The 16038-nt window shown below is 43.9% G+C and carries 7 protein-coding genes; all 7 read left to right on the top strand.

The window, feature by feature from the left end:
- The first annotated feature begins 177 nt into the window (after nucleotides 1–177).
- Nucleotides 178–2943 (top strand): type I restriction endonuclease subunit R, encoded by a 2766-nt coding sequence (locus BLW37_RS03355; protein WP_091339380.1) that lies wholly within the window; start codon nucleotides 178–180, stop codon nucleotides 2941–2943.
- A gap of 14 nt (nucleotides 2944–2957) precedes the next feature.
- Entirely contained in the window at nucleotides 2958–4754 is a 1797-nt protein-coding gene (locus BLW37_RS03350; protein ID WP_091339376.1) for a restriction endonuclease subunit S, read from the top strand.
- A gap of 2 nt (nucleotides 4755–4756) precedes the next feature.
- Nucleotides 4757–6478: an AAA family ATPase gene (locus BLW37_RS03345; RefSeq protein WP_091339374.1), complete on the top strand. Its 1722-nt coding sequence runs from the start codon at nucleotides 4757–4759 to the stop codon at nucleotides 6476–6478.
- The gene (locus tag BLW37_RS03340) at nucleotides 6475–7284 is read left to right on the top strand and encodes a hypothetical protein (protein ID WP_091339371.1); all 810 of its coding nucleotides are present in this window, start codon (nucleotides 6475–6477) and stop codon (nucleotides 7282–7284) included. Before BLW37_RS03345 ends, BLW37_RS03340 begins: the two co-directional genes overlap by 4 nt.
- Nucleotides 7285–7293: 9 nt before the next feature.
- Nucleotides 7294–8817, top strand: a complete 1524-nt coding sequence (locus tag BLW37_RS03335; protein ID WP_091339370.1) for a class I SAM-dependent DNA methyltransferase — start codon at nucleotides 7294–7296, stop codon at nucleotides 8815–8817.
- 101 nt (nucleotides 8818–8918) lie between these two features.
- Complete coding sequence (locus BLW37_RS03330; RefSeq protein WP_091339367.1) at nucleotides 8919–13145, top strand: protein NO VEIN domain-containing protein; 4227 nt, start codon at nucleotides 8919–8921, stop codon at nucleotides 13143–13145.
- 91 nt (nucleotides 13146–13236) lie between these two features.
- Nucleotides 13237–15960: an ankyrin repeat domain-containing protein gene (locus BLW37_RS03325; RefSeq protein ID WP_091339365.1), complete on the top strand. Its 2724-nt coding sequence runs from the start codon at nucleotides 13237–13239 to the stop codon at nucleotides 15958–15960.
- Nucleotides 15961–16038 lie beyond the last annotated feature (78 nt).

Genomic DNA, 16038 nt, shown 5'->3' with positions numbered 1-16038 from the left:
TATATTGAGTTTGAGCGCAGTATGTCGAAAAGGCCCTGTTGCTGCCAACAGGGCTCTTTTCTCGGACAAGTGCCGAAATGCTCGCTTGATTCGTTTTGCTTTACGCATTGAACGTCGTTCGTTGCTTAATTGACTGATGGCCTACAATGACAAATAACTTGCTTGTAAAGGTTAGGTATGAATAGCTCGTTAAAACCCGAAGATTTAGCTCGCGTTACGATCGATAAAAAATTAACTGATGCAGGCTGGCTAGTTCAAGACAAAAAGCGCATGAATCTTTTCGCCGCCAAAGAGGGCGTGCACGGCGTTGCCATTCGGGAAATGGATACTACAACCGGGCCAGTTGATTACATGCTGTTTATCGCAGGCAAAGCCTGTGGCGTGATCGAAGCCAAGAAAGATGGCGTTTCGCTGGGCGGTGTCGCCGAACAAAGCGGGCGTTATAGCGTTTCCAAATCCGCATTTACTCAGCGTTGGATGGATGAGCTTCCGTTTACTTATGAAGCCACCAGCGCAGAAATTCGTTTTTGCGACTACCGCGACCCTAAAGCGCGAAGCCGCGCCGTGTTTCATTTTCATAAACCCGAAACTTTAAAGAAGTGGCTGGAGGAAGAAAAAACACTTCGCGCCCGATTCCATGATCTACCTGAGCTTAATACGAATGGCCTGCGCGACTGCCAGATTGAAGCCATTTCCGGCATCGAAAAGTCGTTAAAGCTAAATGAACCTCGTGCCTTACTGCAAATGGCTACAGGTTCAGGTAAAACCTTTACTGCCGTTACCCAAATCTTCCGCCTTGCCCATTATGCCAAAACAAAGCGGGTGTTGTTTTTAGTCGATCGGGGCAATTTAGGCCGTCAGGCCAAAAAGGAATTTGAACAGTACGATACCCCTGTTGATGGCCGAAAATTCACATCGCATTACAACGTGAATATTCTTGGTACCACCGGCGTGGCCGACACCACGAAAGTCACGATATCGACTATTCAGCGTTTATATTCTCAGTTAAGCGGCGTAGAGCTGGATGATGATGCTGATGAACGTTCCGGCTACGAGATCGAAGAAGAAACACTTTCGAATACACCACGGGCTGTAAGCTACAACTCTGAAATCCCTATTGAAGCTTTTGATTTAGTCATAATCGACGAGTGTCACCGGTCAATTTACAACTTATGGCGGCAGGTCATCGAGTACTTCGATGCTTTTATCATTGGCCTTACTGCTACACCAACCAAAAAGACCATTGGTTTTTTTAACCAGAACCTGGTGGCTGAATACACCCATGAAAAAGCTGTTATCGATAAAGTAAATGTGGGTTACGACATCTATCGTATTAAAACGAAAAAAACAGAACAAGGTGATTTAATCGAGGCAGGCACAGCCGTTCAGGTTCGTGATCGCTTGACTAAAAAACAACGCCAGGAAGTGCTGGACCAAGATCAGGCCTATAGCAAAACCCAGTTAGACCGCAGCGTGATTGCCCCTAACCAAATCCGAACCGTATTAACGGCCTTTAAGGAACGCTGCTTGCCGGAGTGTTTCTCCGAACGCTCTTGGGTACCCAAAACCCTGATCTTTGCTAAAGATGATGATCATGCTGATCGTATCGTCGATAAAGTGCGCGAGGTATTTAACGAGGGCAACAGCTTCTGCAAAAAAATCACCTATCGCGTGGGGAAAAAAGCGGCAGAAGACACCATAGCAGAGTTTCGTACCAGCCCCAGGCTGCGCGTTGCCGTTACGGTAGATATGATCGCGACCGGCACCGATATTAAACCGCTTGAGTGTCTCATTTTTATGCGCGATGTGCGCAGTCAGGCCTACTACGAGCAAATGAAAGGCCGGGGCACCCGGGTGATCGACATCGACTCGTTACACCAGGTGACGCCTGATGCCAAAGCCAAAACACGGTTTGTATTGGTGGATGCCGTTGGCGTAACCGAAAGTGACAAAACAGAAAGCAAAGCGATGGAAAAGAAACCATCGGTCTCAACCGAAAAACTGATGGAGCAAATAGCCAGGGGCGATCGTTCGGCGGATACATTGCAAAGCCTGGGCAATAGACTGGTTCGTTTAGATCTCACCTTAGACGAAAAACAGCGCGCTATGTTAAGTGAACTAATCGGCAAACCGCTGGCGTTAGTTGCAGGCGAGCTGATCCGTTCAACCAACGAGGAATACCTGGAGCAGCAGGCAAAAATTCAGTTTGGTACCGATGCACCAACGCAAGAGCAACGTGACGAAGTGTACAAGCCGATTGCTGATGCTGCAGTAAAGCCGTTTCATAACCCGGATGTACGGGAAACTATTGAAAAAGTAAGGCGCCAAACCGACCAAGTTATAGACGATTCAGCCGACGAGTTGCAAGACGCCGGTTTTGACGTTGAAAAGGCCCAGCACATTATTAAAAGTTTTAAGCAGTTTATTGCCGATAACAAAGCAGAACTAAGCGCAATTGAGTTAATTTACAGCAAACCCTACCAACAGCGGCATCTAAGTTACGAACAAATCGAAGCTTTAGCTGAAAATATTCAGGCACCACCGTACAATATCGCCCCTATTGAAGTGTGGAAAGCTTATCAGCAGTTGGAAACGGCGAAGGTAAAAGGCCTGCCACCGGCAACGCTGTTAACCAATATCGTTAGCTTAATATCCTACGCTACGGGGCTAAAGGATGTGTTAGAGCCGTTTCCTGAAGTAGTAGAGCGCAGGTTTAATGCCTGGGCCCAGCAGCAACAACATTCGGGTACCAAATTTACGCCAGCACAGCTGGAATGGCTTAACTTAATTAAGCAACAAATTGCCCAGAACGCAGAAATGATGATGGATGATTTTGACTACGCCCCGTTTAATCAACAAGGTGGCGCCCTAAGGGCGAGGCAGTTATTCGGTGAAAATCTGAGTAACGTGATTGATGAACTGAATGGTTATTTAATAGCATAAAACGAGATACTGATTTGTCAGAAATATTAATTCCGGAGTCATGGAGCTTCACTACATTAGATTCTGTGCTTATTGAGCTTGAATCAGGTGCAAGGCCTCGAGGTGGAGTGTCTGGATATGAGTCAGGTGTGCCAAGCTTGGGAGGGGAGCACCTTGGAAATAATGGCGACTTTAAATTTGATAATATCAAGTTTGTCCCAGTTGATTTTGCAAACGAGATGAATAAAGGACACATTCAACCGTTTGACATACTAATTGTAAAAGATGGTGCGACAACAGCAAAGACGTCAATAGTAAGGTCTTCATTTCCCTATAAGAAAGCCGTCATAAATGAACATCTATTTCGATGTAAAGTTAGTCGGCATGTTTCTGCAGAGTATATTTTTTATTTTCTTTGGTCTTCAGTAGGTCGACAAGAAATCCTTAAAGATTTTCGTGGTGCCGCGCAAGGTGGTATTAGCAAAGAGTTCGTTAAGAAAGTTTCGATTCCATTGGCTCCATTAGAACAGCAAAAATTAATTGTTTCTAAAATCGAAGAGCTTTTTTCTCATATTGATGCTGGTGTCGAAGGCTTAAAACAAACCAAAGCAAAGTTACAGCAATACCGACAGTCCGTATTAAAAGATGCTGTAACGGGCAAACTAACCGAAAAATGGCGTGAACTAAATACTGACAAGCTCGAGCCATCAGATAAATTGCTGGACCGGATTCTTGCAGAAAGACGCGAGAACTGGGAGCGGGAACAGTTAAAAGCTTTTGCTAAAAAAGGTAGCTTGCCAAAAGACGAGAAATGGAAAGAAAAGTATAGGGAGCCTACTGAACCATCGTGGGCTGGCTTAACGAAGCTACCAATTGGTTGGGCATGGATGACTATAGAGCAACTAGCAGCTGATATACCGAGATCTATTCAAAGCGGACCATTTGGCAGTAACTTAAAACACTCAGAGTTTACTGACAAAGGCAAGCTTGTTATCGGTATTGATAATGTCCGAGAAGGCTTCTTTTCTAAAGGTTCCGATAACAGAATTAGTGACGAGAAATTTGAAGAGTTGAAGAAATATATGGCTAGGCCTGGTGATGTTTTGATTACTGTCATGGCTACCGTTGGGCGTACTTGTGTTGTACCAGCAGATATAGAGCCAGCAATAATTACGAAACATGTTTATAGGATCAGTATTGACCAGAAATTAGCTTTACCTGATTTCGTGAATATGTACTTATGGGGCGCTGCTGATGCAAAGAAACAGTTTTTCGGTCAGGTTATAGGTCAAACTCGTCCAGGTTTAAACGGAGGAATAATAAGAAAAGTGTGTATCCCAATTCCTTCGATAGAAGAACAACGTGAGATATTCAATGCTGTCGATAGCAAGCAGGTAAGCATAGACCGTCTAGAAGCTGAAATATCCTCAAAACTCAATATGGTTAGTAAGTTAAAAAGTTCGATTCTGACTAAAGCATTTGCTGGCGAACTAGTACCAAACGATAGTCAACAAACTGCATCAGAGCTTTTGGAAAGAATAAAAGTAGAAAAACAGCAGCTAGTGAAAAAAGCTAAAAGCAAACCCAAAAAGGAGAAAAAAGTGACTACTGGGCGAAAGTCATTAGAGTCTGTACTTAAGGCAGTTAAAGAACCCATATCTCCTGAAGAATTAATGCAGTTAGCTGAGTTTTCGCTTGTAGAGATAGAGGAGTTTTATATTGAACTGGCTGCGCTTTCAGAACAGCTTGAAAAATTTATGCCTGCAAAGGAGCAGTTAAAGAGCTGGCCGTATGAGAAAAACGCTAGTCTGCAGTTAAAACTTAAGGATTAGGCATGAAAATCGATTGGTTGCGCTTAGAAAACTTTAAAAATCTGCAGGATTTTGAAGTCGATTTTTCTTTGAACACCGAGCGCCAGGTCATCATTGGCCGTAATGGTGTTGGTAAGTCAAATATTTTAGAAGCAATTGCCTGGATATTTCGTGATCTCGATTTGGCTGAAGAATCTGATTTTGAATATAGCATCAAGTACAAATGCCGAAGTCACTATGTGAAGATTGTATCGAAGGGGGAGTCGTCGAAGAAGGCATATCGCAAAAGCTCTCGTAAAGATAATGTGCAGCGTTATCGGCGTAAGTACTGGATCATTGATGATGCTGGAGTTATTGAAGGGAAATCTCCCGAAGAAATTGAATCTTTGTTTGTAGAGTTAAAAGAGGGCGAGTTCAACCAACGAAATCGACCAATAAAAAATAGTGAAGGCGAAACATGCTTTACTGAAAAGCGCTTATTACCTGATTACGTATTCGGGTATTACTCGGGGATATCTGCACGATTTAACCAAGCTTTTGAAGACCATGAGCGTGGCTACTATGATGCACAGAGAGTAGGTGACGAGGGAGCATTGCGTACGATGTTTCTGGCGAAGCCACACCACAGTCAGTTCTCCTTACTGTCATTTTTTGCTAAGAAAGACGCTGAAGCTGAAAAGTTTCTAAAGGATGAATTTGGTATTGAGCATTTGTCGTCAGTGCTATTCAAGTTGCAAGAGCCTTATTGGAGCACCTCGACTAAAAAGAATGCTTTGAAAGCTCAGAAAGAAGACCGCCGTTTCTGGGGAGCAAAGGGTAACGTTGATCCTTTTTTGGACAAGCTATTTGCTGAGGCCTTGCTCCCGATGGGAGGAAGTGAGCGCAAGGAATTATCCTTTAAACAAACTAAAATAGTTGAAACGCGTTACTGCTTTTTACCCAGCGAGCAAAGTGTTTTGGCGTTAGCTGATGGTCTGGATGCAAAGGTATTTTTCTCCCGCCTTGAAAGTACCATTTTTAGCGACTTGCTCAGCCTTGATGGCGAAGGTCTAAAAATTCGGGTCAAGTTAGCAGGTGTTGATACCCCAATCACTTTTAAAGAGATGAGCGAGGGTGAACAGCAGCTTTTGACCATTATTGGCTTAATGCGCTTTACCCAGCAAAATGAAAGCTTATTTCTGCTAGATGAACCCGATACACACCTAAACCCTGCTTGGTGTTTAGATTTATTAAAGAATCTTAGAGAATACGGTGTAGACCCCAAAAATAGCCAAATTTTAATTACCACTCACAGCCCACTTACTTTTGCAGGTTTAGACAAGCACGAAGTAGTTATCGTGGACAAAAACTCAGATGGTCAAATTTATAGCTATCATCCAACAACAGCGCCAAAGGGTATGGGCTTCCAGGCGATCCTGACCAGTGATTTCTTTAAGTTACGCTCGACATTGGATAGAGATACTTTGAAGTTGCTCGATGAAAAACGTGAGTTGGGTTTGAAAGAAGATAAAACCGACGAAGACAGACAGCGACTTGATCAATTAAACACAATTCTTGGGAAGTTAGATTTTTCTCACGCAGCACGTGATCCTCTTTATCTAGAATATATCCGCGCGATGACTGAAGCTCAGAAACAGTTTCCGGCAATAGCAAATGCAACTCCAGACCATGTTTCTTGGCAGGTTAGAAAGCGTATATCTTTTGATATCGCTAGACGGTTGTCGAGAAAAAAGGAGGGCGTTTGAGATACATAGATAAACGTCAGCTGCGTAGATTGGCCGATTTAACAGACATTGATTCGGCAAAAGCGCAAATTACTGCATTACCACCTGATCAACGTAGCGATTTCATTGATGCCAACGGTACTCGCTGGTCAGCGCTAAAACCAGCTTTATGGCAGTTGGGTAACTTAAAATGTTGGTATTCTGAGTCGGAGCTACAGGTTCAACAAGGGCACGTGGAACACTACAGGCCAAAGAAAAAACCACACGGTCTTAACGGAGCTCTGCATTCGGGTTACTGGTGGCGGGCTTTCGATTGGACTAATTTCCGTCTATCACACCCTACATGCAACGTTCGAATCACTGATTATCTGACAGGTCAAATTGTCGGAAAAGGCGCATATTTTCCTCTTAAAGACAGCGATGTTAGAGCTGTCGACGAGGCGAGTGAGCGGAATGAGAATCCTGTTCTTCTCGATCCAACAGTTATTGGTGATTGTAAATTAATTTGTTTTGATACTAACGACGGTAAGCCACTTGCGACTTATGCTGTGCAGCAAGATCCGTGGAAGAACGAAAGAGCTGTTCAATCAATAGCGTTTTATCATCTGGATGAAGGAACATGGAATTACCAACGGAAAGATTTGATGGATGAGGTAGGTGTTCTGTGCGACAAGCTGCTTGCAGCCGAAAGTTCACCAAATAGAGATCAAACACTATGTGACCAGTTATCTGACGAATTGGTTAGCTATATTAATGAACATCAACCGTTCACTGCAGCTTGTACTCAAGTAATTAAAGAAAAAGGATTACTTGAGGCAGTAAACTAGAGACCCTAAATGAATAATATTAGTACAACAGAAATTGTAAACCGTGTTTGGAACTATGCCCACGTGCTTCGTGATGAAGGCGTAGGTTATGGTGATTATGTCGAGCAGCTGACTTACCTTATTTTCCTTAAAATGGCTGCGGAGCGTGCTACTGGCGGTCAAGAAGCAGAGAGCTTAGCTACAGAGCGCTGGAAGCTGCTTATTAAGCTCGATGGCGCAGAGCTGGAAACCGAATACCGCAAAACGCTTGAAATGCTGGGCGGTCAAAAAGGCACCCTTGGTACTATTTTCCGAAAAGCACAAAATAAAATCCAAGACCCCGCTAAGCTTGAGCGGTTGATTGACATGATCAATAAAGAATCATGGTCAACGCTTAGTATTGATGTAAAAGGCGCCATATACGAAGGCTTGTTGCAAAAAGGCGCTGAAAGTGAGAAAAAAGGTGCTGGCCAGTATTTTACGCCGCGCCCAATTATCGAAGCTATTGTCGATGTTATGCAGCCACAGCCAATGCAGATCATTGCCGATCCTGCATGTGGCACTGGTGGCTTTCTAACCGTTGCGCATGACTATATTGTAAAAAACACAGCCCGCCCGTTATCAAAAAAAGAAGCGCGCTTTTTAAAAGAGGAAGCTTTTCGGGGTAATGATATTTCTGATTCGGTGGCGCGCCTTTGCGCAATGAACCTGTACCTGCATGGTATTGGTACCGATGAATGCCCAATTTCGACTTCAGACGCTCTAGCAAAAGAGGTTGGTGATAATAAAGTCGATATGGTTCTGGCCAACCCGCCGTTTGGCAAGAAAAGCTCTATTACGGTAATCAGCGAAAAATCAGGGAAGTTAGAAAAAGAAAAACTAACTTACGAGCGCTCTGACTTCTGGGCGGATACCTCGAACAAGCAATTAAACTTTGTACAGCACATCGGCAATATGTTGCGGGTCGGCACTGGCAAGGCGGCGGTTGTGTTGCCTGATAACGTATTGTTTGAAGGTGGTACAGGGGAAACCATCCGCAAAGTACTGTTAAACCAGTTCAATTTACACACTATTTTGCGTTTACCTACCGGTATTTTCTATGCTCAGGGGGTAAAGGCAAATGTACTGTTTTTTGACGCTATGCCTGCTTCAAAAGAGCCCTGGACCAAGAGCGTCTGGGTTTATGACTACCGTACTAACGTGCATAAAACGCTAAAAGCGAACAAATTAACCCGTGCTGACTTTGATGAATTTGTGGCGTTATATTGTGCCGAAGATAAAAAAAAGCGTGTGTCAAACTGGCAAGAGAACCTGCGCGAAGAAGATGGTGGCCCAAGCCCTGATGGTCGCTGGCGCGAGTTTAGTTACGATGAAATCATTAGCAGAGATAAAACCAACCTGGATATTTCCTGGCTAAAAGATGAGTCATTGGAAGACAGCGACAACCTGCAGCCACCAGCCATTATTGCCAGTGAGATTGTTGAGTTGCTTACCGCTGCACTTGAAGAGTTTAAAAGTGTTGAAGAGGCCTTGGTTGAGGAGGACGAGGTTTAAGCTGCGCTTAAATCTTTCCTATTAGTTTGCATAATTGAGATCTGTAATGGCGGCGTTTGCCGCCATTATGCCCTTTAAAACCAGCAGGAATAAGTGTGAACATGGACGATTCGATAATCCCAATTACTAGCGAGCAGTGGTTTAAGGTATTAAGGGCGGAAGAGCAAAAAACGAAGAAATCTTATTTAGCAAAACCGTCAAATTTGATCAGCAATTATCGTGGAGAACTTGCAACCAGCCGCGATTATGAAGGGCGCGAGATATTAGAACTACTGCAAAATGCTGCTGATCAGGCTAAAGCCGAAAAGGTCAGCGGTAAAGTGGTTATTGAGCTGACTGAAGTCGGTTTGTTAATAGCAAATAATGGCAAAGCCTTTTCTATTGGTGGTGTTAAGTCATTACAAAATGCGCATTTGAGCCCGAAACGGTTAAACCAGCAGCAATTCATCGGCTGCAAAGGACTTGGTTTTCGCTCTATTTTGAATTGGACAAAGAACCCGATTATTTTAAGTGGTGAGTTAGCAATCTATTACAGTGATGAGGTAAGCGCGAATAAACTGCAGGATCTCATGGATGAGTCTTCCGAGCTTGCTGATTTAGTCCAAAGAGAGCGGGGCAACAACAAAAACAATATTATCCTGCCAAAGCTTCCGTTTCCGGGTTTTCCTATTCCGCCTTCCATGTCAGGCTCTGGTAGCCAGATAACTAGTTTTCTTTTCGACCGTTGCCTGTATTGGAAGAGCCAAGGTTATACCACTGTGATTGGTATTCCCTTCGAAAATGCCGAGTCATTTAGTAAAGCCATGCAACAAATAGAATCTCTACGCCCAGAGATGCTGTTGTTTGTTCCTTATCTTGATGAGGTACAGTTTGCATTACCGGAAAAAAGTCCGTCAGTCTGGTCGAAAGAGGGCGACGATGATGCCTCACTGGTGATGCAAGATGGTGAACCAATCGGCATTTGGCAGCTTTTTCGAACTCAGGGGAGTGTGGACAAATCATATCTTGACGATTCAAAGACTGACCTGCTGTATGAGATAGTCATCGCTGTGCCGGAGGTTGAGCATAAAAACGAGTTTAAAACGTCACCACTGTTTACTTATTTCCCTACAGAAATCAATTTACCTTTACCCGTTGTTTGTCATGCAACTTTCGAACTGGATCAAAGCCGTAACCAAATCAGCAAACTGAAAAGCAACGAATATGTGTTTACTCAGCTAGCCAGTTTTCTTGCGGAAGTAGCTGAAAAAAGGGCTGCCAAATATCCGCTCGGCGCCAATGCTGGCTTTCGTGTAGCAATGCCTTTGGGTGAATTCCCAGAAAGCCTCAAAAGAATCAACTTCCCCAAGTTGCTAAACGAAGCATGTAAAGCTCGAACTATAGTGCCAACAATAGCAGGCAATGTGTCCAAAGTTGCAGATGTTTTTTCTCTGAAAGGCGCTAACCCAGATTGGTTACCCGTCTCGGGTTTTAAAAATATCGTGCCAAACGATGATGCTGAGTTTAAGTGGTTTAGAGAATTAGGCATATCAGAACTTTCGCATGAAGCGCTATGTGAAGCGCTCGATAGCCTTGCAGAAATAGATTTAGAGCAAAGGGTGAAGTTAATTCTCGGATTAAAGAAGCTTCCTGGTAACAGCAAAAGTTACCCGTCATCACTTTTACTGAGTAGTGCCGGAGAAAGAATTTCCGGAAATGCTGATGTTTATATTGCGCCAAAAGGTGGCGTGCCTAACTTATTACCAGGTTGGACCAAGCTGTGGTTTCTAGATGTTGAACTGCAACATGAGCTGATGGTTGCGTTGCACTTGAATGATGTCAGGAGCTTTCGGAATGAATTAAAGCAATTTGGATTACAGGAATATGCATTTGGGAGCCTTATTCAGGATTTAAGGCGGCAAGCAAATCATCGTAAAGAACTTGAACCAGAGCAAGCAGCTAAGATTGAACAACAACTGTTGGATGCCATTTATCGGCTATATCTCACAGAGGGGGATGAAGAAAATAAGCCGGCTTTCCCACAGAAAACCAGTCTAAAACTACTAAGTCAAAACGGGCAATTGGTCGAAGCTGACATTCTCTACATGGGCGAAGGATATGGAGTCGAAGGTAGAATCGTTCAGCAGTTATATGAGCCAAAAAAAGATAGGTTTGTCGCGAGCCCTGAGACGTTCGGAATTCAACCTGAAGATCTAATGCAATGGTGTCGTTTTATGAATTGGCTCGGTGTTGCCAAGTGGCCAAGAGAGGTTAAGCGTACTAACGCGGATAACCGTTTTCTTCAATTTTTAGCTGATATGCTGAAATACCCTCTGCAGTTTGACGATTACATTTTCACATCGAAACAAGATCTTTATTCCGCCAATTTGAAGCTAAATGAATGTGTTTCTCTCGATGGATTAGATAATATTCTTGTCGCTGATAAGTACCAAGCGGTTATCGCCTGGCTATCAAAAGATCCGCGAAGCAGTTTATGGCAAAACGATAAAACGTCAAACGCAAGCTTAACGTGTTATCGGAGCGGAGCCCACAAATTACGCCAGTATGGGGGAGCTGTGCCCAGTTACATACACTGGCTGATTAAAAATACGAACTGGATGATTGGTAGCGACAATAAAGCTATCAGTCCCAATCAAGCAATCTTAGCTGATGCCTTAAGCGATTCAATTTTTCCTAGACCTGCAATACCTCAAGATGCCGTAATGGCAGAGTTTGGTATCGATCGCACCGCAGTTATTAGTGCATGGCGTCATGCCGGTGTCATAACAAACGTTGCGGAGCTAAGCCTTGATGGGATTTATGCAAAGCTCCTTGAACTTCCAAATCTCAAACAACAGTTACCCGCAGCCAAAACCTTGTATCGATGGTTATTGGGCGCTTTGGATGCGGCATACGGCGATGGTGGAAGTAACAAAGCTCAGTTTTTTGAAACAGGAAAGATATGGGGGAAAAAACAAGGGCAGTATGAATATTTTAATATTCGCGAGCTGAGCTATATCGATGATGGGGGATTGCCTGAGGAGTTATTGAACCGCTTAGCTATTGCTGAAATATCTCACCGCTCCGGTAGCCCAAAGGTCGAACGTTTATTAGGCATCAAATCTATTGATAGGAATGAGATTCAACAGACCATTCTTAGTTTTGTTCCAGCAGCAACCGATATAGACATCGATCTGTACTTTCAGCAGGCTAAGCCATTTTTCAAAGCCTTACGTGAGAACCAATCTAGTCAAATCCAATATAGGAAGGAAATCGATAAGCTTAAGCTCAATCTTTGTTCTAAGTTAGAATTAAAAATTAAATATCAAGATGTTGAGTTTTCATTCGAACCTAAAGAGTGGGAGTGGTCTATTGATGCTGATGTACTTTATATAAAAACACCTAATGAGGTTATTCACTATCAATCAGATTTATTAGCTGATGTTATTGGTGTGGCTTTAGCATCTATTTATCGCTTAGCAAATGGTAGTGATTTTGCCCGTTTATTTCGCTGCAGCGCAAAAGAACGCCTGCAGCTACTGGGTAAAATGCTGGGTGAGAATATTTCTGCTGAGCAGCTAGCAGCTCTTGCCACTAAAGAAAGTGTTGATTTAATCCATGGTGGTATTTTAGATACAGTTCCAGTTATAAAAGCGCCAACTGTACTGGACGGAGGGCTAACCTTGAAGCCGCCGTTAGTTCCTGAACCGTTGAATCCTGTTGGTTTAGAGGCTGGAGGCACGTCCAGCTTTAAGCCGGAAGATGAACCCGAGAAAGACGGTAATTTGGATATCATTCCAATGCCGACCAAACCAATGCCTGTATCAAACCGTCGCAAACTCAGTATAAAAAAAGTCAGCCGCTCTGGTAGTGGGGGCTCTCACAGTTACAGCACCGTAGATGGTGATCTTTGCGAAAGAAAAGTTTTGGAAATTGAAGAAAGTTTTGAGCCACCGCGTTTCCCGCTTTTGGTCGGGCAATATACAGGAGACCAAGCTTTTGGTTGCGATATCCTAAGCTTTGCCACTGAAGAAGCGCGGGAGCAATTTAGGTTGAATGAAAATAGGGATTGGAATCTAGTCGAGCGATTTATTGAAGTTAAAGGTCGAAAAGATAAGCAAGCAGAGATTGAGCTACGTGGAAACGAGAAAAAAGCTGCTTTGAAATACGGTGATAAATATTACTTGTACCGTATCTGCAAAACATCAACGGATACTTTTAACTTAACTATTTTAAGAAATCCACTATTGGAGCCTGAGGTAGTGGAACATTCTGTCTATATAGCTTTGAATCGGTCTAGTAAAAAAGAAGAATTTGAGATTGTGACTCGAGCAGGCGATGTTAGCTGAATGATTAAGAGGGGGATACATCAGGTTTCAGTGAGGACAAGGAGCTGATCTGCCAGAATCGGCGGCAGTCAGATAGTGATAGGAAGTTATCATGAGTAGTTTACCGCTAATTGAATCTATTCTGCTTGAGATCCGCCAAAGCGCAGGGATTCAAGGTTACCCAACAAATAAGAAAGATAAGTTTGCCAAAGGCCAGCTAAGCCTGGATATGCATAGGTTGATGGGCGAAGAAACGTTGGAGGCTATCTTTGGAGCCTTTGACATGGATCCACAGATGCAACGCGATGCAATGCACAACCTTAAAGAGTTCGCAAATGCCTACAAGCATATTGAAAACAGTACATGGACGTTTGCTGCGGACCTGCGGCAAATTGTCTGGGATATGTTGGGCTATTTTCTCGTGCCTGGCTTGGCACGTCGTGTCGCATTCTGGAACCTACCTCAACCGTTAGATGCAGGAATGCCGGGCGGTCGATTCTGGTATCTTCCTGAGATAATTGAGCAAAGCGGTAATACCACGTTATATATGCCAGTTGCGCAAGTGGTTGACTGGTTGCTTGACTTGCTCGGAATGCCGCTAGAGGTCTTCTCGGACCAGCGCAGCGATTCCACAGCCGGCCAGCATGATGGGCTGAAGCGATCTTTGTATAATTGGCGAGTTGCCACACCCATCAGCCCTGACTCTATCGAAAAGTATTTTGCAGATGATGCACAGCTCAGTTTCAAGGGTGCATTTCAACTTAACGATACTCAAACACCTGCCGAGCAGTTTGAAGCTGCATTACAGTTTGTTAAAGGTAAAATGCTTACGGTTGACGAGCTGCGTGTGGAAATTCCGATGGCTCAAGCCGGGCGGCTAGAAGACATTTTAGCCGGCAGTGTCGGTGAGGATGAGCAAGCTACTTTTGTTGCGTGCATAGCGCAACGATATGCTGCACCTTCAATGAAAACCATTCGCCAGCGCTTTCTTCTTGCCCGTACCGTGCAGGATGGCTACTGCCGTTTATTAAAACTTCTTTGCCCTGATGTTGATCGCCAGTGTGTTGATGAGCAGCAAAACAAAGTGTTGCAACTATTCTCTATTTATAAGTTTGTCTATAACACCACCATTGCTGCCTGGCGCAATTATGGTGATCAAGGTGAAGTTGCAGAAAACCATTGGTTTGAAGAACAGCTGCCGGAGTGGGATAAGTTTGGTATTTTCCTTTCAATACTCCCGTCACGCTATTCAACGGCTAACCAAGAGCTAGCACAACTGCTGACGCGTCGATTTTATAACATGACACCTGGCGAGCCGTTGGAAGACCATATTGGCATGAATCCAGAGTCAGTAGCGAAAATTATTCGGCGTAATGCTGACAGAGCCGAGTCGTTTTGTTCCGAAATAGTAAGAGCTGAGCAGCTGCTATCTAAGATGCAAGTTGCCTCCCCCTGGAGAGCGCTGCAGCATGAACAGAGTTACTGGGTGGTGAGTCAGGTTGCTGCGCATCCTCAGCTTTCAACCAATGCAAGAAGCCTTGTTGTAAATCGTTTGCGTGAGTTGGCGGCTTCGCCTGCTGACACTGTCCAAGCTATTCTTTTGGAGCTAAATGGCTATTTGAATGGCGAGCGTAAGCAAAGAACAAAAGATACTCCAGCGAAAGTGGCTATTCTTCTTGCTGAGGCAGAAGAAAGCCAAGGTTATGAACTCTGGAAATCGCCCATTTTACAATACAAGGCGAAGCATCTGCTGGCTTGTAACCAATTCGAAGACGCAGGGAAATGTTTCAGAGAAGCATTGGATGCGATAAATGAGCGCAACTATGGTCCTGTGCGTGGCGAGATTGCCAGAGATGCTTTTGCATTATCTGTCGCCAATCAAAAGCTAATTCATAACAATCATGAAAAGTTCTATCGTGAGATGCTTGCGGGTGGAATGATGAATGAGTGTGAGGAAATGCCCTCTATTGAAGAAACGGCTCGTTGGGTATCAGAGTATTTTTGGGACACGCTCTATGAACCTTATCCGGGCGTACCGGCTATTGTGAGAGGTAGCAGCAAGCAGTTTGATCGTGCTTTTAAAGAACTACTGAAATTGCTTGATGCAGGTACAGAAAACGAGCTTGCACAATGGATTAAATCTAACCGGCAACTGCTTAATTCAAACTTACCAGATGTGGATGGTAACTCTGTCTTAATGCTGCTGTTTAAAATGAGAAGTAGCTTTGTTGATCGGTTACCAATTATTAAGCAAATGGCACCTTTTGAGTTACAGGACGACGTTAACAGGTTTAACTTGTTGCTCAAAAAGTGGCGAAACTTTATTGGCCAACTTGCAAAAGAGCACCCTAAACAACTGAATATCGTTGATATTAAGGGCCAAACACCTTTAATGCTGGCGGCTCAGGCCGGTGATGATGAATTAGTCAAAATTATGCTTGAAGCCGGTGCAAACCCTGATTTGCAAGATATAAAAGGTATGACAGCTCTGCATTCAGCTACTAAATCAAACAGTGTTGATTGTGTGAACTACCTATTAGAGCTGCCATGTCGTTTGGATTTAGTTGCTGTTGATGGACGAACTCCGCTTCATACCGCTACCTGGATGGGTAACCAGGATGCTGTGCGGCAGCTGATTTCGATCGCGCCTAAAATGGCTTGGCAGCGTGACGCCGGAAATAACACGCCTTTAGAGTTAGCTGAGCATTTGCTCGAAAACTCAGACGAGTTTGAGCGACTGTCAAAGGAGAGAGCAAAATTTGGTACTCGATGTGCAACGCCTGAAGAATTACAGCAAGTAGTACAGGCATTGGAAAATGTAGCGGCGGTCTGTTGATGGGCCGAGCTATTGCACCCGAACAATAGGCACTTTAATGGCACTTGTGAAAACAGTTAAATTTAAACTTTGAGGAAA

Origin of the sequence: Alkalimonas amylolytica, assembly GCF_900107845.1 — a bacterium.
GTDB lineage: Bacteria > Pseudomonadota > Gammaproteobacteria > Enterobacterales > Alteromonadaceae > Alkalimonas > Alkalimonas amylolytica.
Note: the sequence above shows the minus strand (reverse complement) of the source record. Positions and strands in the feature narration are given on the sequence as shown.

Coding starts and splice junctions, on each gene's coding strand:
- BLW37_RS03345 (WP_091339374.1), top strand. CDS start 4,757: ATGAAAATCGATTGGTTGCGCTTAGAAAACTTTAAAAATCTGCAGGAT.
- BLW37_RS03335 (WP_091339370.1), top strand. CDS start 7,294: ATGAATAATATTAGTACAACAGAAATTGTAAACCGTGTTTGGAACTAT.
- BLW37_RS03325 (WP_091339365.1), top strand. CDS start 13,237: ATGAGTAGTTTACCGCTAATTGAATCTATTCTGCTTGAGATCCGCCAA.
- BLW37_RS03355 (WP_091339380.1), top strand. CDS start 178: ATGAATAGCTCGTTAAAACCCGAAGATTTAGCTCGCGTTACGATCGAT.
- BLW37_RS03330 (WP_091339367.1), top strand. CDS start 8,919: ATGGACGATTCGATAATCCCAATTACTAGCGAGCAGTGGTTTAAGGTA.